Below are 19,898 nucleotides of genomic sequence, written 5' to 3'. Positions count from 1 at the left end.
TATACAGGATAAGATACCAGGGTATATAGAGTGAGATGCTAGGGTATATAGGGTAAGATAGCAGGGTATATAGAGTGAGATAGCAGGGTATATAGGATGAGATGCCAGGGTATATAGGATAAGATGCCAGGGTATATAGAGTGATATGCCAGGGTATATAGGGTGAGATAGCAGGGTATATAGGGTGAGATAGCAGGGTATATAGGGTGAGATGTCAGGGTATATAGGGTGAGATGTCAGGGTATATAGGATGAGATGGCAGGGTATATAGAGTGGCCCTACCCCCCATTATCATATCCTGTCATATACTGTCACTGTTTTGGATAGTTCCTTGCATAATTATACTTAACGTTATATAACTTAATAAGTTATATAGCCATGATGATGTATAGTTTCTTACAAAAATAGCCGATTTGTGCTTGACTTTTTGTCTAAAAGTGGCTATTTTATGCAAAGCGGTAGGTAGCTTCTGCGTAATAAAATAGACATTTATATGACAAAATAACAGTAGACAGATTAACACATGTACTAACTATGGAACAGATACTGGCTAATGTGACTGACCAGGAACTTGAGATGTTATTCCACCGTCTGCGCTGGTCTGAGGGCATCAGATGTCCGCACTGTAACCGGCCTCAGCAAAAGATATACCGTCATAAACGTACCAACCGCCTGAGCTATTTTTGTCTACAATGCAAAATCAGGTTTGGCGACACCGTCGGCACTATCCTTGAGGGCACGCACCTATCTTTGCGCCAGTGGCTGTTGGCTATACATATGTATTTGGTCAACAATGACTCTGCCGCTGATGTGGCCAGGGAGCTTAAGGTTAATCGCCACACGGCTGAGTCCATCAGGGAACTTATCCGCAAGGAAGAGCTCTGGTGCCGGATGATATTGCAGGGAATAACCGACAATACCCGGCAGGCGGTAATTGCGCCGTTAATGATACTTGGTGAAGTGGAACGCTACCTGGGCGTCAGCCGCCGGACTATTTATCGTTTAGTTGACGCAGGCGCGCTCTCGGCGGTCAAGGTTGGTCGACAGTGGCGCTTTAAACCGGACGAGGTGCAGAAATATGTTACCCACAAACTCAACCGCTATGGCACCGGCGCTATTACTGAGAATTATTTTTTCGGCCTGGAGGTGCTCAATAAATATAAAACCGACAAAGCCAAGTATTACATAGAAGACGAGGCCTATCAGGGCTGGGTGGGCAACAGGGATGATTTCAACTATATGCAGAAGGTATCGGCGTTTCTGGGCCGGGGCGCCCGACAGGTGGCCGGTCTGGCGCGCATTGTCTTTTACCATCTACATTATAAAAAGGTGGTTACGCCCGAAGGTCATCCGGCATTGGCTATCCATCACAAGGATTATGAATCACTCCCGCCTGAGGAATACGTTCACTGGTCTAATTACCAAATTTGGGATAGTAAATCATCACGTTAAGGATAATTTCCGTATTGGATGAAAAGACAGTATGGGTTTTAATATTGTTTTGACAGGACCACCATAATGATTATACTGATAATATGAAAATAGCGGTTCTTGGTGGAACTTTTAATCCTATTCATAACGGACATATGGCCATTGCCCGGGCCGTGGCAAAACGCCTTAATCCGGATAAGATTTTATTTGTACCCTGTTATCTGCCTTACCATAAGCTCGCAAGCAATCCCGCTTATAGGGGCAAGTGTACTAAAAATAACGATATTCTTCTTCCGGCCAAGCACCGTTTGACTATGGTTAAGCTGGCTATAAAAAGGTGTCCTAAATTCATTGCATCCAGTATAGACCTTAAGGTCAAACGACCGACGTATTCCATAAACACGATAAGGAAGCTTAGGAAGCTTTATCCCCTAAATACGAAATTCTATTTCATCATCGGAACCGATTCGCTGTTGGAACTGCATAAATGGTATCGGATAAATGATTTGATTAACCTGGTTGATTTCGTGGTGATTGCCCGCCCTGGGTATTCTCTGGGTAAAATGACAAGGAGTATGCGGTTCCCGATACCGGTTATCCGTAAAATTACTGCTAGTTATATTTCACGGCCTGCACTTGATATTTCTTCCACGGATATACGCCGGAAAATAGCTGCCGGCCGGAGTATCGAAAAGCTTGTCCCGGAACAGGTCAAAAGTTATATTACCAATCATAAATTATACTTGGACTGTTATCTATAATCATAATTGATTGTTATGAGGATTAGAGATTTTGTTTCTGAAATCGGTTATCACCTGATGCTTTTTTATCAGGCGTTGATGTCATACCGTTTCTGGGGCAAGCGCTATAAAGATATATTGCACCAGATAGAAGTTTGTACCTTTGGCGGGTTCCCGGTCGCCATGATTGTGGCCATATTCAGCGGCATGGTTCTGGCGCTCCAGTCTGGCGTTACCCTGAAAGACTATGGCCAGGAGGCTTCCATCGGCATGCTCGTGGCCGCTTCGATGTGCCGTGAAATGGGGCCGGTCATGACCGGATATATCCTGGCCGGTTTGATCGGTTCGACTATCGCCGCCGAAATCGGCACCATGAAGGTTTCGGAGGAGATTGATGCGCTTGAGGTTATGTCCATTGAGCCGATACAGTATCTGGTTCTGCCGCGATTGGTCGCGCTGGCTATTGTTTGTCCTCTATTAACGATTTATACCGATTTGGTCGGCGTTATCGGCGGAGGAGTCATCGGTAAAATGGCGCTTGATGTGCCGCATTCACTGTATTTCCGTAATGCCATCGAGGCTTTAACTAATAAAGATATTTACACCGGTTTATTCAAGGCGGTTGTCTTCGGTATAAGCATAGCGGTGGTTAGTTGCGCCCAGGGGTTGAGGGCCGAGAACGGCGCGGCCGGAGTCGGGACTGCTACCATGAAAGCGGTAGTCATATCATTTATTACCGTATTGATTTTTGACTTCTTGCTGACCTATTTATTCTACGGCCTATAGTTCGGCTGTTCGAACGTAGTGAGTTACAGCCGACTATACCTGGCAACCCGTACGGGTTTTTGTCCCAAGACCTCTCAGGGTCTAGGGATAATTCGCTATTGCTCAAACTTCTAGGGTATAAAAGCTAACGGCTAACCCCATTCCGCCGGACATACCCAGCGCGGCTAGACCTGTTTTTGAATTGCGCCTGTTCATTTCGTGTAGAAGTGTTACTATAATTCTTGTCCCGGTTGCGCCTATCGGATGTCCTAATGCGATGGCGCCGCCGTTGACGTTGACGCGGTCCATCGGCAGGTTTAGTTCTTTATCTACCGCAATCATCTGTGCCGCGAACGCTTCGTTTATTTCTATCAGGTCAAAACTATCTATTTTTTTATCACATTGTTGCGTCAGCTTTTTAATTGCCGGTACCGGCGCCATGCCCATGTATTCCGGTTCCACGCCGGATGCGGCATAGTTTTTGATATAAGCCAGCGGCTTCAGGCCCAGTTGTTTGGACTTGCGCTCTGACATGACTATTACCGCCGCCGCGCCGTCCGCGATACCGCAAGAATTTCCCGGATGGATCGTGCCATTAGTTTGGAACGATGGTTCCAGACAGGTTAATGACTCAAGCGTAACCTGGTTGCGTGGAATTTCATCCTGATTTATAATCGTGGGCTTGCCCCGAACATCTTTGGCAGTTACCGCGACAAGTTCATTGTTAAATTTATTATCCTTACGCGCCTGTTCGCATCGGGTATAACTGGTCAAAGCGTATTCATCCTGAGATTTGCGCGATATATTATATTTAGTTGCGATATTTTCGGCTATTTGTCCCGTAGTCATGTTGCATAGTGGGCATGTCAGCCCGTCGTGATACATACCGTCCAGGACTTTTGAATGTCCCAGCCTGTATCCGAAGCGGAAATTATCCAGCAGAAACGGAGTTCTGGTCATATTTTCTATCCCACCGGCTATAATAATTTCAGCTTCACCGAAAGCTACGGCTTGATATGCCAATATAATAGATTGCAACCCCGACCCACAGGCCATATTCACTGTATATGATGGGCTGGTATGCGGTATGCTCGTATTGTGGCTTATCTGGCGGGCCGGATTTGGCTTGTTCCCGGCCTGTCGGGCATTGCCGAATATTACCTGGTCGATAGAGTTAATGTCTAATTTGGATTCATTCAGTAGCGCTTTAGTTACAGCCGTGCCTAATTCTACTGCGGTGGTATGCGAAAATACACCCATGAATTTACCGATAGGTGTTCGTTTAGCGTGTGTTATGACGACTTTATTGATGTCACTCACGGGTTTTCTTGGCGTGGGGCAAGGCTTTGATAATCCACTTCTCATCTTTAATCAGGACATTGTTAATATCGATGATTTCGCTGGTGTATCCTTCGCGTCCGAGCATACCGAACATAGCTTTTTTCCCTGCTTCCACGCCGGGCTGGTTGTAAGGGTTAATTTTGTATAATTTCCCGGCGTAAGCCGTCAGGAGCTCAAAGAAATAGAACAAGCCGCCGATAGTTTCAGCCGATACTTCGTCTACTCTGATAGTATAATTTGGTCGTTGGTTTCGGGTCAGGGCATATTCGGTGGCTTTTTTTTCTATCTGCATCAGTTCGGCCAGCCGGTAGTTGGCCAGGAATGAGTTATTCTTTTCTTTAGTAGATATATTGGGTATTGCTATCCTGGATTTAAAATTGGTTATCTCGATAAAAACTATCAGCTTGTTGTTTGGTCCTTCATTGTAAAGCTGTATCTGTGAATGTTGGTCGGTTGTGCCTAATGCCGAAAGGACGGTCGACCCGACGTTCACTTCATTTTTATTTATATCAAACCGCTTGCCCAGGCTTTCGGGGTATAGCTGGCGAAACCAGTCAGCCAGCCCTTTTAGCTGCCAGCTGTAAGGCATTATTACCAGAATATTCTTATTCTTTTTTATATCATAAAGATAATTGATTAAGGCGCTCAGGAATGCCGGATTAGACTCGGGAAGAGTATTTTTAGTTGCCTGGTCGAATAATTCCGCTCCCTTGAGCAGTTTTCTGAAGTCAATTCCCGTAAATGCGGCCGGTACCAAGCCGACCGGGCTTAATACTGAATATCTGCCTTCAACGCCAACCGGGGTTTCAAACGTGGTTATGCCTTCTTTCTCAGCGAACTTTCTGAGCGAGCCTTTCTCCGGGTCAGTCGTGATAATTAGGTGCTCCGTCCAACGTTTGCCGCAGGCTTTTTTTATGAACTTTAACGCTATTAGTAAGGACGCGGTCGTTTCTGTTGTTTCGCCCGACTTGCTGATGACATTGAATATTGATTTTTTGGGATTAACAAGGTTGAAAAGGGCCGATGTTTCCTCAGGGTCAATGTTGTCCAGCACATGCAATCTGGGCCATTTGCCCCGTGCTTTGGCCGGCAGCATATTATAAAATGGTTTATGGAGCGCGTTATGCAAAGTAATGGCGCCCAGGGCTGAGCCGCCGATGCCCAACACCACAAAATCATCTATTTTCCTGCCCCGCTTTAAGGCCAGTTCCTCTATTTTGTCTAAGGTTGATTCGTTCTGGTAGGGTAGGTTAAGGAAAGCATGCTGTCCTTGTACTCGTTCGGATTCGACCTGCTTGCAGATAGCTTCGTTATCAGCGATTAGTGCGTTAAGGTCGCCCAGCTTAAGCCCGTGCACCGCGCCCAGTCGTGAATCCAGTATGTTGTTGAAATCTACACTGAACACAAGGGATTCTCCTTTGTTAAAGTATTTATAGTTTTAGGGGGAATAAGCCTTTGAACGGCCCATCCCAGTGAAATATTATACACAAAATAGCGTTAAAATATGGTTGAGTCAAATAAAATAACCAGAATTATATGATAGGTATTTGGAATCAAAGATAAAAGAGAATAGGTTTGATATATTTTTAGTCATTATACTTGAAGTGGCTCTAAACCTTGACAAGATTCCAAGTTGATGATAAAAAACATAGGTATTCGGAAAGGTATATTTTAGTATGGTGATGCCGATCTTTGATTGGACTATGTGGTTGTTGGTGCCTGGTATCATTCTGGGGTTGTATGCCCAGTTAAGGGTCAGTTCGGCTTATGCAAAATATAGTAAGGTTCCATCCAGCCGGGGTTTTACCGGTGCCAAGGCGGCAAAATCTATTCTGGCCGGGCACGGTTTTACAGTTTATCAGGGAATGGTTCCGGCAGATGGCGACTTAAATGGCATCAGCATTGAGGCTATTCCCGGACATTTAACGGATCATTTTGATCCGAAGGCTAGAGTTGTTCGGCTTTCGAATGGAGTTTATAATGGTGACTCTTTGGCGGCTATCGGCGTAGCGGCACACGAGGCTGGGCACGCTATCCAGCACCAGACTAATTACTTGCCTATCATGGCCAGGGCAGGATTGTATCCGGTAGCGGCATTAGGCTCAAGCCTGTGGATGTGGTTGGTTCTGTTTGGTTTGTTTATGAGCATTCCATTTTTTATAGATATAGGCATTTTTATTTTTACAGGCGTGTTGCTTTTTCAACTGGTGACATTGCCTGTGGAATTCAATGCCAGTAAGCGTGCTATGGTTTTGTTGACGGATCAAGGCATTATTGCTGAATCTGAGCGTCCGGGCGCTCGAGCGGTTCTTAACGCGGCAGCCATGACTTATGTAGCGGCTGCGCTTATGGCTATCCTTCAGCTGGTTAGATTATTGATTATTAGAAACAGAAGCAGGGATTAATATAATTATTTGCTTGTGAGTTGCTTTGCGGCTGGATACCGCTTTGCGAACACGATGCACGACAACCCAATTACAGGTTATTAGGCTTGTAAACTAAGAAGAAGAGGCTATTTATGAGTTCCGAACGAAACCGCAGACCGCATTATGCGTCGCCGGAAGACAGCCATAAGAAGATGGCTGTTTTTAGCGAAATATTTTTATCTTCTGGCAAGCTGGTCATGGTTCAATCCGAACATAGCTGGCAGCCGCCTACCGATGTTTATGAAACGGATAATGAGTTGGTAATAAAAAGCGAGCTGGCTGGCGTCAAGCCGGAAGAAGTTATTATATCCATAGATAGCGATCATGTCATAATTAAAGGGACTCGGCACGAGAAAAGCTCTGCACATATACCGGGCAAGCGGATTTTCCGCCAGATGGAAATAAATTACGGTAAGTTTGAGAGGGTTATCCGCATGGATGGGCATGTCAGCCCGGAAAATGCCCATGCTTATTATAAAGATGGATTTCTAGAAATAGTTATTCCCAAATCGCGGCAAAAACGAACAATTGCCACGATTGAAATACATTTTAGTTGATAATTTTTAAGGGGTTGATAAATGAACGAAAATAGTCAAAATAACCAGCAGGCGCCGGAAATCAACGGTCAGGTGCTGGAACTTCCAATTTTACCGATAAAGGATGCTATGCTTTTTCCGTCGGTACTTATGCCCATGGTGGTTTCTGGTAAGGATACGATTGATATGATTGACAGCGCCTTAGCCGGTGATAAAACTTATGCGCAGGTTCTTGTGAAATCCGGTGACGAAGAACCTGAAACAGAAAAAGATAGTTCTTCGGAAGAAAGTGACGTGCTTCACGGATCAGGAAAAACAGATTGTCCGCCGCCGCCGTCGCTTGATAAAGAAGCTAGTCACGCATATGAACTTTACGAATACGGTACGCGGGCGGCTATTTCCAAGATGCTTAAATTCCCGGATGGGACGGTTCGGTTCGTGGCCCAGGGTATGGAACGCATAAAAATAGAAGGCATCATCCAGAGAACGCCGTTTCTTAAGGCCCGGGTTAGGATTATCCCGGATGAAGTTGATAAATTACCGGAAATAGAAGCCTTGGCCCGGACGGTTTCGAATCTTTTTATTAATATCGTTAAACAGGTGCCTTATCTGCCGGCCGAGGAAATACAGATGGCCGTAATGAATACCCATAATCCGTTGACTTTGTGCTATTTTATCGCGTCAAATATTAACGTCCCTATTTTTGAGAAGCAAAAGATACTCGAAGCTAACACGCTTAAAGAAAAACTAAACCGGGTATTAAGGCTGCTTAATCGCGAGCAGGAGATTATTAAGCTGGGGACAAAAATTCAGACCGAAGTGCAGGACGAAATTACCAAGGCTCAACGTGAGCACATTCTGCGCGAGCAGATGCGGGCTATTCAGCGCGAGCTGGGTGAGGGCGAGGGTGAATCGAATGATATCAAGGAACTCAAGGAAAAATTAATTAAGCTTAACGTATCCGATGAGGTACGCAAGGTCGCTGAAGATGAGCTCAATCGCTTGGGACGGATACATCCGTCATCGGCCGAATATACCGTGGCCCGAACTTATCTTGACTGGATTGTCAATCTGCCTTGGTCGTTATCTATTGAAAATGAACTGGATATAAAAAAAGCTCAGAAGATTTTGGATGATGATCATTACGGACTGGAAAAGGTCAAGGAACGGATACTGGAATACTTGGCTGTGCGCAAGTTAAAGCGTGATATGCATGGTCCGATACTGTGTCTTGTCGGCCCGCCGGGAGTGGGTAAGACATCATTGGGGCGTTCTATTGCGCGAGCCATGGGCCGTAAGTTTTACCGGATGTCTGTGGGTGGAGTGCACGATGAGGCCGAAATCCGCGGGCATCGGCGCACTTACGTGGGTGCTCTACCCGGACGAGTGCTTCAGGGCGTCAGAAAGTCCGGTTCTAATAACCCTATTTTTATGATTGATGAGATAGACAAGATTGGATCAGATTTTCGGGGTGACCCATCGTCGGCTTTGCTGGAAGTACTTGACCCGGAACAGAATTTCTCGTTTTCAGACCATTATCTGGAAGTGCCGTTTGATTTGTCCAAGGTGATGTTTATAACCACGGCTAATGTGCTGGATACGATTCCCGGGCCTTTGCAGGACAGGATGGAGGTGCTGGAATTACCCGGATACACCGAAGATGAAAAACTCTATATCGCCAAGCGCCATTTAATACCTAAACAGATTCTGGAGCACGGCTTGACCGTGGAAGAATTCCAGTTTACCGATAAGGCTATAGGGAAAATTATAAGCAGCTACACTCTTGAGGCAGGCGTGCGTAATCTGGAACGAGAGATTGCCACGGTATGCCGAAAAGTTGCTAAGGATAAGGTATCAAATGATGACAAGAAACACGTCTTTAAGGGCGTTATGATAGACGAAAAGGACATTGAGAAATATTTGGGCGTAGAGCAGTTTTTTTCTACTGTAGCTGAGCGCACGTCAGAACCTGGTGTGGTTACCGGACTAGCTTGGACCCGGGCAGGCGGAGATATTCTTTTTATAGAATCAACCAAAATGAAAGGTAATCAGACGCTTCAGTTAACCGGGCATCTGGGCGATGTGATGAAAGAATCGGCTCGGGCCGCTTTAAGCTATATTCGGTCTAAGGCTAAGGTGCTGGGACTGCCGGTGGACTTCTATAAAGATAGTGATATTCATATTCATGTACCGGCCGGCGCGATACCCAAGGACGGGCCATCGGCCGGATTAACCATGGCGATTTCTTTGATTTCACTTATCCGCAACAAGCCGGTCAGACCGGATGTGGCTATGACCGGCGAAATTACGCTTCGAGGTAAGGTTTTGCCCGTTGGTGGTATTAAGGAAAAGATGCTGGCGGCCAGGCGGGCCGGGATAAAAACGGTACTGCTGCCCAGGCGTAATGAAAAAGACCTTAAAGATATTTCACCTCGGATGATAAAAGGGATGCAGTTCAAATTCGTTGATTCCATCCAGGACAGCCTGAAATACATATTCAAATAACACCATGGTTAAATTGCTTAAAAAGGTGATGGTGCTGGTATTAGCCGGTGGCCGCGGCGAGCGGCTTGGACCGCTCACCAAAGACCGAACCAAGCCGGCCGTTCCGTTCGGCGGGCTTTACCGGATTATTGATTTCTCCCTGAGCAATGCCATCAATTCTAACCTCAGGAAAATGATAGTTTTGGTTCAGTATAAATGCGTATCGCTTAATCGGCATCTCAGGGACGGCTGGAGTTTTCTTTCTAATGCGTTGGGCGAATATATTGAGCCGCTTTCGCCACAGCAACGGGTGGGTGACCGCTGGTATACAGGAACAGCTGACGCTGTTTTCCAAAATATTTATTCCATAGAAAAGGAAGACCCCGAGCACGTTTTGATTCTGGCCGGTGACCATATCTATAAAATGGATTATAACCACATCTTGAAATTTCATAGGGATAATAATGCGGATATAACCATATCGCTGGTTGAAGTGAATAAGGATGAGTCGTCCCGATTTGGGATAGTAGAAATAGATAAAAACAGCCAGGTAGTTGGATTCCAGGAAAAGCCTTCGGTCGAACTGGCCCGGACAATTCCCGGTAATTCGACTAGCTGTTATGCCTCTATGGGTATATACGTTTTTAAAACCGCAGTACTGTATAAATTGCTTCAGCAGGATGCTTTGGACGAGAAGTCATCGCACGATTTTGGTAAGGATATTATTCCCAACGCTTTAAGTACGCACCGGATATTCGGGTTTAACTTCATAGACGAGAATAAACAAGGCCCGAAATACTGGCGTGATGTGGGGACTATAGACGCCTATTACGAAACAAGCATGGATTTAATAAGCGTTATGCCTCAGTTGAATCTTTACGATACTGATTGGCCGATTCATACAGCCCAGATCCAGGCGCCGCCGCCTAAGTTTGTGTTTGCCGATAGTGATCGAATGGGTACGGCATTAGATTCTTTGGTTTGTGCCGGATGTATAATCAGCGGCGGTAAAGTCCAGAACTCAATTCTTTCGCCTAATGTCAGAATAAACAGCTACGCCAGTGTCAGTCATTCGATACTTTTTGAAGGCGTTAATGTCGGCCGCCGGGCTAAGATTAAAAAAGCGATTATTGACAAAGATGTTAAAATACCTGAGGGCATGGAAATCGGATATAATTTGCAAGATGATCGGCGTAGATTTACGGTCAGTGAGAACGGCATTGTGCTTATTTCCAAGGGTGAGCTGCTTTAGGATGCAAACCTTTATAGCTGAAAAGACAATATGACGATAATAGTACTGTTATGATTATGAAATTAAAAGCCAGGGCTTGGGTTAGGCGAATAATCCTCTTATTAGTTCTGTTATTTGGTCATGTCACGGTTCTGTCTTTGGGTATTGGTATTGGGCTTATTTTCCTGGGAATGTTTTGGCATTTTTGGGCTATTGGTGCGTTGGTCCGTAATAAGCAGCTTACTAAATGGGGGCCGTATCGGTTCGTCAGGCATCCGTTTTATCTGGGTAACCTGATTATCGACTTAGGTCTCTGCGCCGCCGGAGCCAATTATATTATTTTTATCGTTTATGCCGTACTTTTCTTTTTTGCATATTACCTGAGAATGAAGAAAGAAGAAGCTTATCTGACCGGTCTTTTCCCAAACGAATATCCCGAATATATGGGAAAAGTACCTCGGTTTATTCCTCTTTGGTTCAAACGGTTCCCGGATACGCCGGGTAACGGGTTCCAATGGTCCAGAATTATTTCATCTGGAAACGAGTTGGCCCGGATTTCCAGGTTGTTGCTTCACCCGATGATACTTTATATCCAGCTTAAAAGATTCTCGTTCGGCGCATGGAATGTGATAGTTAATTCCGTTGAAACATCTCGCTACGCTGATGATTTTGTGCCTGGCTTGATTGGGATGGATGAAATCATTATTATCGGACTGCTCGTAATCATCTCTGTTTTTGTCTTCCTGGTTCACCGCCGCGATTCCGAATCCGCCCAGCCGGCATAGTATTTATTAGAAAAAATATTGACGTCTGGAGTGAGTAATAGTATTCTGTTTAATTGCTATGAGTTCTCACGACCAGAAATTAAATACGATACTTTCCCGTGTGAATCAGTGTTCGACGCAGGAATCATTGACCGATACCTGTGAATACGTGGTTGCTTGTCTAGAGGCGTCAGCTTGCATTTTCTTCGCGTATGATGAGCCGGCCGGCGAACTTTTTACATATTACATATCCAATAAAACAGGAGTTCTTCCTCCCGGGGAACCTAAAGTCAATATCAAAAACGGCATGGCAGGTTGGGTGATACAGAACCTTAAGATATTAATACTTGATGAAACATCCGATGATAGCCGCTATAACGAAGAGCTCCGTAATTTAGGACTTTTGAATAAAGGGCGCGTGACTATAATGACCTTGCCGGTGACTCTGGCCGGGCATCTAATCGGGGTGCTGGACATCATCAGCCAGGGCCGGCGCAGGTATGTGCAATCCGATTTTGATGAATTGCATAATTTTCTCAACCTGATGGCTATGTCGGTAAGCAAGGAGAATAACGCTTTAGCTAAGCTGGCTGAAGTATGTATTCGTTTTCTTGAAGAGCGTGACCGCGGGACCCATGGTCATTCACTCCGGGTAGCCAACTTATGCAGAATCATTGCCGACGAACTCGGTCTGCCCGAAAACCAGAAGCGGGAATTGTACCTGGCCGCGATTCTTCACGATATCGGTAAGGTTACGCTAAAGGACAACCTGTTGTATAACGAACAGCAATTGACCAGATTTGAACTGCAGATTGTCCGGATGCATCCGATAATTGGTTATAATATTCTCTGCGGGGTCAATAAGGGTATTGCTAAAATTATTCGTTCGCACCATGAATATTACAATGGCAGCGGCTATCCGGACGGTCTTAAGGGCGACGATATACCGTTGATTTCCCGTATTATGGTACTGGCTGATGCGGTTGATGCTATGGTCAGCGACCGTCCTTACCGGCGTGGTATGCCTATTGACGACGTTATCAAAGAAGTCAAAAACCAGTCAGGCAGCCAATTTGACCCGAAAATAGTGGATGTTTTTCTTGAAGCATACCGCAAAGGGAAATTAAATATATAGGCATAATAACTGATAAACAGATAAGCAGATAAGCAGGAGTATTCTATGAAGAAGAAAAAAGCCGTGATTAAAACGGGCAACAAAGAAATGATCAAGCTTGAAGGTACCGGACTTAAAAACGAGGATTTCTCCAATGGTAAAGTATTCGTCACCAAATGGGCGCCTGAAGCTAGTTACCAGTGGGATTCCGGAATCGCCATCGGTCATTATCTTGAAGGATTAAAAAACGGTGTTTTACTGGGAAGGCACTGCCGCCATTGCAACCGCATCGTGATACCACCACGGATGTTCTGCGAGTGGTGTTTCAAGCCGACTTCAAAATGGGTGCCGCTTTCGGATACCGGTAAAGTCAATACTTTTTCTTTGTGTTATATCGCCTGGAATATGGAACGGCTTAAAGAACCACAGATTCCAGCCGTAATAGAAATCGACGGTGCCAGCGACGGATTTGGGATAATGCATCTTCTGGGTGAAGTTGTCCCCAAAAAAGTCAGTGTCGGCATGCGGGTCAAGGCTGTTTGGAAGGAACCGCATGAACGCCAGGGGGCCATTACCGATATTAAATACTTCAGACCCATTTAATGACAAGCGTAAGGAGGTTGTAATGTTTGAAAAGAAACTCAGTAATAACGGAGTAAAAAGATGGTCCGGTAAGATGGAGGTTAGTTATATTTACACTACCGGCGTAGCCGGCCAAAGATTCTTTAAGGAACTTAAGGAAAAGGAAAGTATTTTAGGCACGGAATGCAAAAAATGCAAGCTGGTTTATCTGCCGCCCAGGCTTTATTGCGAGCGCTGCTTTAGCAGGCTGGATACATGGAAAAAAGCTCCATCCAAAGGTACGATATACAGCTATGCGGTGACTCATGTTGATCTTAATGGGGAACCGGCTAATCGCCCTGTAATTACCGCGCTGATTAATTTTAAAGGATTCCACGGTGGACTGGTCCACAAAATTGAGGAAATAGCACCGGACGAAGTCAAAATCGGTATGGTCGTCAAGCCGGTATTTGAGGAAAAAGCTAAAAGGCAGGGTGGTATTACCGATATTAAATATTTTGCTCCCGTATAAATTTGAGGTGAAATATGGCTAAATTACCTAAACTTGCGGAAATGCTTCTGGATGCTAAACTTCTGAATAACGATCAGGTACAGATTGCTTTGTCAAAAATGGAGGCAACCGGTGAGCGTTTTGGAGCGGTTATCCAGAAATCAGGATTCATCAAAGGTGAAGTCCTTATGGGATTTTTAGCCGGACAGAAAGGTTTGGAGATAGTCAATGTAGACAACATGATTATCCCGGAAAACCTGGCTAAAAAAATACCGGTAGACCTGATTGAAAAATACCGGTTCGTTCCTGTTTTGTTCAAGAATGGTGTTATCACCGTAGCTATGACCGATCCGACCGATTATGAAGCTATAGAACAGATCCAGCTGGCTACCACCTGGCAGGTGGAGGTGGTCATAACCACTGTTGACGATATCGAAAGAAATATCGGGCGCGTGCTGGGTAAAGAAAAGGAAGATTCCAGCGGCAAGAATGCGGCCATGCTAAATTATAAGCTGAACGATCCGGTTGTTCAGCTGTTGATTGAGAAAAATATTATCACTAAAGAAGAGTTAATCCACAAATTAAAAGGGCGCAAGTAAATTAAACCTCTGGTTTGTGCGTCAGGCGGAGGTTTTTATCATGAAACGGATTATTATCATCGGCGCCGGCAAAGTCGGCCAGGTATTGGGTCGGTTACTTAATCGTTCGGATCGGTATCGCACAACGGCCGTCTACTGCCGCAACAAAAAACACAGCCTTGAAGCGGCCCGGTTTATCGGCAGGGGCGTAAGGGCTTTTGATGATCCGGCCAAAGCCGTTGCCAATGGCGATATTATTTTTATAACCACGCCTGATAAAGATATTCAAAAAGTCTGCGATCGTTTGGCTGAAAAGGCTGACTTAAAAGGCAAAACCGTTATTCACTGCTCCGGTAATTTTCCCAGCACGGTGTTGGGCAGCGCCCGTTTGAAAGGCGCTTGTATCGGCTCGATGCATCCGCTTCAGACTTTTGCCGCGCCGGCCGAATCAGTTATAATTTTCCCCGGTACCTACTGCGCCTGCGAGGGCGACAGGCGGATAATGCCTGCAATAAAAGATATTGTCAAATCTATCGGCGGCGTACCGGTTTCGATAGGTTTTGATATCAAACCTCTATATCATGCGGCCGGAGTGCTCCTGTCCAATTACCTGGTTACTCTTATGGATATTGGTCATAAGTTACTGCGCCGCAGCGGTTTCAGTCCCGCTCAGGCGGCCAAAGCGCTTTTGCCCCTGGTTCACGGTGCCATTAACAATATTGACAGGCTCGGGACCGCCGGTGCATTGACCGGTCCTATCTCCAGGGGTGATGTCATCACAATTGGCGACCACCTTAAATCTATCCGCCGGTTTTTACCCGCTTACGTCGAATTATATAAAGTGCTGGGGCGCGATACCGTGCGCCTGGCCTTGGAGAAAAAAACCATTTCTTCGCAACAAGCACGCCATATGCGGAAATTATTTGATTAATTTCTGGGAATATCCTATAATATATTCGTATGAATATCGTGCTCATCGGGTTTCGGGGCGTGGGTAAAACCAGCGCGGGCAAGCTTTTAGCCGAACAGCTGGGCATGGAGTTTATCGATGCCGACGATATTATAGAATCACGGGCCGCCTGTCCGATAGGCACCTTTTTCCTGACTAAAACAGATTCCGCATTCCGGCTGGTAGAATCCGACGCGATTAATGAACTTTCCAAGCTTGATGCCAAAATCATCGCCACCGGCGGAGGAGCCATAACAAAATACAAGAATGTCCGCAACCTCAAACGCCACGGGCTGATAATACTGCTGGAAGCCGACCTGGAAACCATATATAAACGCATACAAATGGATGATCTGGTGCTTAAGCGCCGGCCCGGGCTGACCGGGCAGGATCTTTATAACGAGCTCAAAAATCTGATTAATGTCCGCGCTCATTATTACCACGGCGCGGCTGATATGATTGTTGATACTTGTGATAAGCCCTTAAGAATAGTCGTTGATGAAATTATACACCTGTTAAAACAAAAAGGATATCTGGACGAATAACTATGAATTGGATAGACAAATATCTGTCCGGGGCGGGATGCTATCAGCAACTCCGGCAGAAGTCCGGCATTTCTCGCGGCCAGTTCCTGGTTCTGGACCGGGAAAATGATTTTGAAGGGATTACCGAACGGTTTGTCCAGTATCTTTGGGCTGAGCGGGAGCCGCGTAATATAAAATACAAAACAGTTGCCGGACGGGCCGTCGAGGTGGTTTCCCCCGGTTTTTGGAATGCCCGTAAAGGACCGGACTTCACCGCGGCCCGGATCCGTATCGGCGGCAAGGTTTGTTCCGGCGACGTGGAAATCCATCTCTATTCCTCGGATTGGTACGGGCACAAGCACCATCTTGACAAAACATACGACCGCACCATTCTGCATATCGCCTTCTGGCAGGATGCCGCCGGCACGGCCATAAAAAACTCAACCGGTAAAATAATACCTCAGCTGATACTTTCACCTTTTATGAGCGCCCGCATGGAAGAGATGGAAAAACTGCTTGAACTCATACCCGAAACCATGAACAACTATCGTTATGGCGGCGCGGGTATTTGTTGTCCGCAGATTAAAGATAATGGACGTCCTGTCTCGGAACTGCTGGAAATGGCCGGTCAGGACAGGCTCCTGTCCAGGATTAACGCATTGGATTCGGAGAAATCAGATTTAGATGATAGCCTCTACCGCGGTATGATGAGGGCTATGGGTTACAGGAATAACCAGTCTTCTTTTTTAGGGCTGGCCCGGGCAGTGGATATCAAGATGATAAAGCGCCATATCAGTCCTTACCTGACGGATGAATATCCGCTGGTTATCCAGGCTATGCTTCTCAATTCCGCCGGATTCCTGGAAAATGTCCGTTCACTCACCAGCGATGCTGAAACAACCACCTACCTTGATGCATTGGATAGCATCAGTGGCGACCTGGCCGAGTTGCCCGCGGCAAAAAACCTCAAGTGGGATTTCGGCGGCACCCGTCCGGCCAACTATCCGCACCGGCGCATCGCCGGCGTAAGCTATATACTGGCCCGCCAGCTCGGTACCTGTTCATCGCTGGTTGAAAGCGTCATTGATTTGCTCCGGTTACAGGTACTGCCGGCCGTCAGGATAGACGGCTTACGGGCGATGTTTAGCGTCGGACCGGAAGGTTACTGGTCGGATAGGAGCAGTTTCAGCTCCCGGCGTTTCTTGCATCCGGCGTCGCTGGTCGGCGCCCAGCGGGCCGATGACGTCATTGTTAATATTGTTATTCCTTTTGCGTTTTTGTATTGCAGCCGGAACGAGGATGGTAATCTTGCCCGGGCAGTGATGGATTTCTATCGCAACTTTCCTGCTCTGGCCGATAATCACATCACTGAATTCATGCGCCACCGGATGTTTGATGAAGATACCGCCCGCTACAATGTCGTTGTAAGCACGGCGCTCAGGCAACAGGGGTTGTTGCAAGTGTTCAACGATTTCTGTTGCAAGGGAATAGAAGGGTGTGAAAATTGCGGTTTTAACCGGTCACTAATGTCCGGCGTGCATACGTTCGATGGTGCTCAAAATATCACGTAATTCCCGGTGCGGGGTATCTATGAGCGGCGCCACTTTGGATGCGTCGCGGCAATAATCCAGCGCCTGGATTAGTTTCTTTTCATCCCGGTCCATTTGTCCCCAGAACCGGTATATCCGGACCATGCCCAGGATGCGCTCGTAATTATTCGGTTCGATATTATAGGCTTCCTCGATGCAGGCGGCGCTGCACATAAAGTAATCACGCTCCGTAAACCTGACGAAATCCTGCACTTCGCCCAGTTTGAGCAAATCCTTGATGGCCGGGGGGCCGGATAGTTTATTGCGTTCGTCTTTTCTCCGGTAAGGCGAATTTTCTGGCAATGTTTGCCTGAGCTTGGACAGTTCCAGGAAATTACGGCCGGCGCCGTTAAGGTATGCCTTTTCATCCGGCGCCAGGCGCAGGGCGTTGATGTAGAACGGCACGCTCATCAGCCGGGTCTCGAATGCCTTCTTGAGCACCTCCTCGCGGCTGACGCCTTTTGGCGGGTTGCGCAGCAGGTTTTCCGCGCCGCCGTCATAGCTGAAACAGAACTTGTAAAAGCCGTCCGCGGCGATGGGGTTATAATTGCTTTGGACGATAATAACCATCGTGCCGGCCAGTATCAGCAGGTAAATCAGGCTGTTGCCGGCCTTCATCAGCCGGTCGCCGGATTTCTCAACCGATTTGACGGCAAACGTGCCCAGCAGCAGTCCGACACCCAGCCAGATGTAAGTTCCCTGGATAAAGGCGTTGGTATCGGTGTTCTCGTTGGGCCAGTAAAGAAGGACCAGGATCATTTCCATCATCAGGGTAAATCCCACATAGGTCCAGAAAACATAATAAGCCCAGTTGAATTCCGGTATCTTTGATTCCGGTTCCGGGCTGTCCTTGGGCTCGGTAATGGTTCCATCCTTCAACCGGACCAGGATAAACAGCGCCGCGGCGTAGACCCAGAAATGGGTGTTGGTCGAGACAATCGGGATGCCGAAAACAGTTTCCACCACGTGCGAAGCAATGGCCGCGACCAGTCCGATTATGAGCAAATCATTCCAGCGCTGGTTGCCGCTATTGTTGCCGGGCGGCGCACCGCGTTTCAAGGCGCGCAGTCCCAGGAAGATGATGCTGGAAATCAAGAACAGGTAGGCAATCAACCCGATGACGCCCTGGGTCACCCAGGAATCAAGGATGACGTTATGCGAGCGGTCCGCGTGCACGGCTGAGCCTTCGAACTTGGATAGCTCCATTGAATGATAGCGGTAATAGACCGTGGCCAGAGATTCCGGCCCGTGCCCGACGATGAACCTGAACGGTGACTCGATGATTAACTGCATCACGCCCTTCCACAGGATCATCCTCACCCGGCCGGTGCCGCTCTTGTGCTCCATGACAAAGCCCAGACGTCCGAAGTAGGGGATATTGCGCATCTTACCGAAACTCTTTTCCCAGACCGGCTGGACGGACTTGCCGGCCGGAATCTTTTCCCACGAGACGATATGTGGCAGGTTAAAGACGAACAGGAATATGGCGCCACCAACCATAGTGAATATTATGGTTCGGAACAGCCAGCGGACCTGTTCCTTCCAGGAATAGAGGAATATGAAAATTACCGTGCCGGTAATCAAGCCCAGCATCGGGCCGCGGCTTCCGGACAGGAGCGTAGCCAGCCCCAGTGACAGGTACAGAACGGCATAAAAACTTATGCCTACGACATCCAATTTATAGATGGCCTTGGCCAGCCGGGCCAGCGCCAGCGGCGCCACCATAATCAGGTAAGCCGCCAGGAAAATCGGGTTGCCCATAGTCGCTGATATGCGCGTGGTTGGGTCCATCTGCTGCCAGGGCACCGGGTCCCAGCCCATCTTCTGGATTAGCCCGTAAATCGTTATCGGGATGGCCGTCAGGATGACCGCCGTGAATATCCGCTCCACCTGCCGGCTGGTCTTGATATGCGCCGCGGCCAGGAAGAAGATTATAATGTAAGCCGAAAGGGTGTATAAGCCCTGGAGACGGTCATAACTGCCCCAGATACTGGCGTAGCGGGTGGACGAGGTGATGCACGATAGGGTGTAAGAAGACACGAAAAATATCACCGGGAAAAACAGTGACAACCGCCAGCCGGATTTAGCCTCAGGCGTGGATTCGGTTACGGCCGGCTTGTCCTTGCCCCGGATGAGGCCTTCCATCCGCTTAATCAGGTAAAAGGCCAGCATCAGCAGGGAGATGGAGCGCAAGAGCGAGGCCTTATCCGGTTCGAACATCCGGTGCGTGTAGATGTTCATAAAGAGGGGGGTTAGGATAATGCCGGCCAGCCAGCCCGCCTCGATGAACTTATCGCAGAATATACTCAGCTTGCTTCTCATAGCTTGGCAGTTGGAGGAACGACTTATCTGCC

General features: G+C 47.1%; 18 protein-coding genes. 15 read left to right on the top strand and 3 right to left on the bottom strand.

Features of this window, described 5'->3' with window-relative positions:
• The first annotated feature begins 534 nt into the window (after positions 1–534).
• From WC980_03035 to WC980_03025, 3 genes are all read left to right on the top strand, one after another.
• The gene (locus WC980_03035) at positions 535–1,452 is read left to right on the top strand and encodes a helix-turn-helix domain-containing protein (GenBank protein ID MFA5794028.1); all 918 of its coding nucleotides are present in this window, start codon (positions 535–537) and stop codon (positions 1,450–1,452) included.
• Positions 1,453–1,535: 83 nt separating this feature from the next.
• Entirely contained in the window at positions 1,536–2,192 is a 657-nt protein-coding gene (gene nadD / locus WC980_03030; GenBank protein ID MFA5794027.1) for a nicotinate-nucleotide adenylyltransferase, read from the top strand.
• A 15-nt stretch (positions 2,193–2,207) separates the two neighbouring features.
• Complete coding sequence (locus WC980_03025) at positions 2,208–2,957, top strand: ABC transporter permease (protein ID MFA5794026.1); 750 nt, start codon at positions 2,208–2,210, stop codon at positions 2,955–2,957.
• A 102-nt stretch (positions 2,958–3,059) separates the two neighbouring features.
• On the opposite strand, the gene WC980_03020 is transcribed toward WC980_03025, so the two are convergent.
• Together WC980_03020 and WC980_03015 are read right to left on the bottom strand one after the other, a co-directional pair.
• A complete protein-coding gene (locus WC980_03020; GenBank protein MFA5794025.1) occupies positions 3,060–4,256 on the bottom strand; it encodes an acetyl-CoA C-acyltransferase in 1,197 nt (398 codons plus the stop codon).
• Positions 4,249–5,682 (bottom strand): glucose-6-phosphate isomerase, encoded by a 1,434-nt coding sequence (locus WC980_03015; GenBank protein ID MFA5794024.1) that lies wholly within the window; start codon positions 5,680–5,682, stop codon positions 4,249–4,251. Before WC980_03015 ends, WC980_03020 begins: the two co-directional genes overlap by 8 nt.
• A gap of 277 nt (positions 5,683–5,959) precedes the next feature.
• On the opposite strand from WC980_03015, the gene WC980_03010 reads away from it, so the two are divergent.
• The 12 genes from WC980_03010 to WC980_02955 all read left to right on the top strand — a co-directional run bounded on the left by WC980_03010 (position 5,960) and on the right by WC980_02955 (position 17,526).
• Positions 5,960–6,682 carry a zinc metallopeptidase gene (locus WC980_03010; protein ID MFA5794023.1) on the top strand — a complete coding sequence of 241 codons (723 nt, stop codon included), beginning with the start codon at positions 5,960–5,962 and terminating at the stop codon, positions 6,680–6,682.
• 113 nt (positions 6,683–6,795) lie between these two features.
• Positions 6,796–7,260, top strand: coding sequence for an Hsp20/alpha crystallin family protein (locus tag WC980_03005; GenBank protein MFA5794022.1), 465 nt, complete (start codon positions 6,796–6,798; stop codon positions 7,258–7,260).
• A gap of 21 nt (positions 7,261–7,281) precedes the next feature.
• The gene (gene lon / locus WC980_03000) at positions 7,282–9,744 is read left to right on the top strand and encodes an endopeptidase La (GenBank protein MFA5794021.1); all 2,463 of its coding nucleotides are present in this window, start codon (positions 7,282–7,284) and stop codon (positions 9,742–9,744) included.
• A 4-nt stretch (positions 9,745–9,748) separates the two neighbouring features.
• Entirely contained in the window at positions 9,749–10,975 is a 1,227-nt protein-coding gene (glgC, locus tag WC980_02995; protein ID MFA5794020.1) for a glucose-1-phosphate adenylyltransferase, read from the top strand.
• 50 nt (positions 10,976–11,025) lie between these two features.
• Positions 11,026–11,739, top strand: coding sequence for an isoprenylcysteine carboxylmethyltransferase family protein (locus WC980_02990; protein MFA5794019.1), 714 nt, complete (start codon positions 11,026–11,028; stop codon positions 11,737–11,739).
• Positions 11,740–11,797: 58 nt separating this feature from the next.
• A complete protein-coding gene (locus WC980_02985; GenBank protein MFA5794018.1) occupies positions 11,798–12,853 on the top strand; it encodes an HD domain-containing phosphohydrolase in 1,056 nt (351 codons plus the stop codon).
• 45 nt (positions 12,854–12,898) lie between these two features.
• Positions 12,899–13,435, top strand: coding sequence for a Zn-ribbon domain-containing OB-fold protein (locus WC980_02980; protein ID MFA5794017.1), 537 nt, complete (start codon positions 12,899–12,901; stop codon positions 13,433–13,435).
• A gap of 22 nt (positions 13,436–13,457) precedes the next feature.
• Positions 13,458–13,925, top strand: coding sequence for a Zn-ribbon domain-containing OB-fold protein (locus tag WC980_02975; GenBank protein ID MFA5794016.1), 468 nt, complete (start codon positions 13,458–13,460; stop codon positions 13,923–13,925).
• Positions 13,926–13,939: 14 nt separating this feature from the next.
• Positions 13,940–14,503, top strand: coding sequence for a hypothetical protein (locus tag WC980_02970; protein MFA5794015.1), 564 nt, complete (start codon positions 13,940–13,942; stop codon positions 14,501–14,503).
• A 40-nt stretch (positions 14,504–14,543) separates the two neighbouring features.
• Positions 14,544–15,413 (top strand): F420-dependent NADP oxidoreductase, encoded by an 870-nt coding sequence (locus WC980_02965; protein ID MFA5794014.1) that lies wholly within the window; start codon positions 14,544–14,546, stop codon positions 15,411–15,413.
• A 29-nt stretch (positions 15,414–15,442) separates the two neighbouring features.
• A complete protein-coding gene (locus WC980_02960) occupies positions 15,443–15,976 on the top strand; it encodes a shikimate kinase (GenBank protein ID MFA5794013.1) in 534 nt (177 codons plus the stop codon).
• Between the two features lie 2 nt (positions 15,977–15,978).
• Complete coding sequence (locus tag WC980_02955) at positions 15,979–17,526, top strand: DUF2851 family protein (protein ID MFA5794012.1); 1,548 nt, start codon at positions 15,979–15,981, stop codon at positions 17,524–17,526.
• Here the strand turns inward: WC980_02955 and WC980_02950 are convergent.
• Complete coding sequence (locus WC980_02950) at positions 17,479–19,866, bottom strand: O-antigen ligase family protein (protein ID MFA5794011.1); 2,388 nt, start codon at positions 19,864–19,866, stop codon at positions 17,479–17,481. The genes WC980_02955 and WC980_02950 overlap by 48 nt on opposite strands.
• Positions 19,867–19,898: the final 32 nt, after the last annotated feature.

The organism is Candidatus Brocadiia bacterium, from assembly GCA_041658285.1.
Taxonomy (GTDB): Bacteria; Planctomycetota; MHYJ01; order JACQXL01; family JACQXL01; genus JBBAAP01.
This window is presented reverse-complemented; position numbering and strand designations above follow the sequence as displayed.

Excerpts from the sequence above, each read along its gene's own strand:
- WC980_03035 (MFA5794028.1), top strand. The coding sequence starts at position 535 with ATGGAACAGATACTGGCTAATGTGACTGACCAGGAACTTGAGATGTTA.
- nadD (MFA5794027.1), top strand. The coding sequence starts at position 1,536 with ATGAAAATAGCGGTTCTTGGTGGAACTTTTAATCCTATTCATAACGGA.
- WC980_03025 (MFA5794026.1), top strand. The coding sequence starts at position 2,208 with ATGAGGATTAGAGATTTTGTTTCTGAAATCGGTTATCACCTGATGCTT.
- WC980_03010 (MFA5794023.1), top strand. The coding sequence starts at position 5,960 with ATGCCGATCTTTGATTGGACTATGTGGTTGTTGGTGCCTGGTATCATT.
- WC980_03005 (MFA5794022.1), top strand. The coding sequence starts at position 6,796 with ATGAGTTCCGAACGAAACCGCAGACCGCATTATGCGTCGCCGGAAGAC.
- lon (MFA5794021.1), top strand. The coding sequence starts at position 7,282 with ATGAACGAAAATAGTCAAAATAACCAGCAGGCGCCGGAAATCAACGGT.
- glgC (MFA5794020.1), top strand. The coding sequence starts at position 9,749 with ATGGTTAAATTGCTTAAAAAGGTGATGGTGCTGGTATTAGCCGGTGGC.
- WC980_02990 (MFA5794019.1), top strand. The coding sequence starts at position 11,026 with ATGATTATGAAATTAAAAGCCAGGGCTTGGGTTAGGCGAATAATCCTC.
- WC980_02985 (MFA5794018.1), top strand. The coding sequence starts at position 11,798 with ATGAGTTCTCACGACCAGAAATTAAATACGATACTTTCCCGTGTGAAT.
- WC980_02980 (MFA5794017.1), top strand. The coding sequence starts at position 12,899 with ATGAAGAAGAAAAAAGCCGTGATTAAAACGGGCAACAAAGAAATGATC.
- WC980_02975 (MFA5794016.1), top strand. The coding sequence starts at position 13,458 with ATGTTTGAAAAGAAACTCAGTAATAACGGAGTAAAAAGATGGTCCGGT.
- WC980_02970 (MFA5794015.1), top strand. The coding sequence starts at position 13,940 with ATGGCTAAATTACCTAAACTTGCGGAAATGCTTCTGGATGCTAAACTT.
- WC980_02965 (MFA5794014.1), top strand. The coding sequence starts at position 14,544 with ATGAAACGGATTATTATCATCGGCGCCGGCAAAGTCGGCCAGGTATTG.
- WC980_02960 (MFA5794013.1), top strand. The coding sequence starts at position 15,443 with ATGAATATCGTGCTCATCGGGTTTCGGGGCGTGGGTAAAACCAGCGCG.
- WC980_02955 (MFA5794012.1), top strand. The coding sequence starts at position 15,979 with ATGAATTGGATAGACAAATATCTGTCCGGGGCGGGATGCTATCAGCAA.
- WC980_02950 (MFA5794011.1), bottom strand. The coding sequence starts at position 19,866 with ATGAGAAGCAAGCTGAGTATATTCTGCGATAAGTTCATCGAGGCGGGC.